The organism is Nostoc sp. 'Peltigera membranacea cyanobiont' 213 (assembly GCF_002245975.1).
Lineage (GTDB): Bacteria > Cyanobacteriota > Cyanobacteriia > Cyanobacteriales > Nostocaceae > Nostoc.
The window spans coordinates 1-1,600 of record NZ_NOLI01000350.1; the positions used below are offsets into that span (position 1 = coordinate 1).

At 36.3% G+C, this 1,600-nt stretch carries 1 pseudogene; it reads left to right on the forward strand.

Annotation, left to right across the window (positions count from 1 at the left end):
- The first annotated feature begins 356 nt into the window (after nt 1–356).
- A pseudogene (locus CDG77_RS34845) lies at nt 357–1,381 on the forward strand (ISAzo13 family transposase).
- Nucleotides 1,382–1,600: the final 219 nt, after the last annotated feature.

A 1,600-nucleotide genomic window follows, 5' to 3' on the forward strand; every position in this document is an offset into this window, starting at 1 on the left:
AGGGACTTCCATAAAATAAACTATTCCACCAACAATAATGATAATCATTTTAAAGGGGGGTGAAGGGGCTGCCGTCGGCAGCCCTTTCACCCCCCTTTTGTAGTAATTTAAATAATGACGCTTGTTTTTCAGTGTGGTAACTAATGGCCATAGTATTAACTGATTCTCTCAAAAAGTTGTTGATTGAAACTGCATTTCAATTAAAAGGTGCAGCAAAGCGTAAATTTATGGCACAGACAGTTCAGGGCTTAGGTTTGGGAGGGCAAAGGCTTGCACAATCAGAATTAGGATGGAATCGAGATCCTATTAGGAAAGGAAGGAGAGAATTAGAAAGTGGTATTACTTGTGTTGATAACATGAGTGGCAAAGGGCGTTATAAAGCAGAAGAACACTTGCCAAATCTTTTAGAAGATATAAAAAATATAGTGGATTCGCAAAGCCAAACTGACCCTAGTTTTAAAAGTCAAAGACTATATACCAGACTCAGTGCTGCCGAAGTCAGAAAGCAACTAATAGAAAAGTATGGTTATAGTGATGAAAAGTTACATACGTCAGAAACAATCCGAGTAAAATTAAATAATTTAGGTTACAAGCTCAGAAGGGTAAAGAAAGTTCAACCTCAAAAAAAATTCCGCAAACCGATGCAATCTTTGAGCAATTAGACATAGTTAATATTGATGCTTCGGAAGATAAGAGTGTTTTACGTCTAAGTATGGACGGAAAAGCCCGCGTTAAGATTGGCTCATTTGATCGAGGGGGTAAAAGCCGGGACGGAGCGAAAGCTGATGACCATGATTATAATCCAAAAACAACTGTAACTCCTTATGGTATCTTTCTTCCAGAGCTTGATGAGCTATTTTTGTACTTTACAGAATCGAAAGTTACAAGCGATTTTATTGTTGATATTTTAGAAGATTTTTGGTTAGAACAAAAGCATCGTTTTTCCGATATTCAAACCTTACTTCTCAATCAAGATAATGGTCCACAGAATAGCTCACGGCGTACTCAATTTATGAAACGTATAGTAGAGTTTGCTCAAAAACATCAAGTAAATATACGTTTAGCTTATTATCCGCCCTATCATAGTAAATATAACCCAATAGAAAGGACGTGGGCAGTACTAGAAAATCACTGGAATGGTAGCATTTTAAATGAACTAGAAACGGCTCTAAATTTTGCCAGCACTATGACATGGAACGGGAAACATCCAGTCGTTAAGTTAGTACACAAAACTTATGAGAATGGGGTCAAGCTTACAAAAAAAGCTATGGCTCAAATTGAAAAACAGATTGAGCGGCTAACCGATTCTACCCATGAACTTTTCCCAAATTTAGGTAATTGGTTTATTGATATTTGTTGTAGTAAAACAAAAGTTATTTGATTTTAATAACAGCATTTATTTAGCTACAAAACATACTAATCCTACACTGTTTAACTTCAAAATAGATGAGAAGTGTATAGATTCTTCATGCATAGATGAGGGGGAGAAAAGGTGTTGCCCTCGGCAACACCTTTTCTCCCCCCTTAAAATGATTATCATTCTTGAGAAAACCTGTTTCTTGTTTTTCTTGGAATAATTTATTCTTTGGAAGTCCCTTAC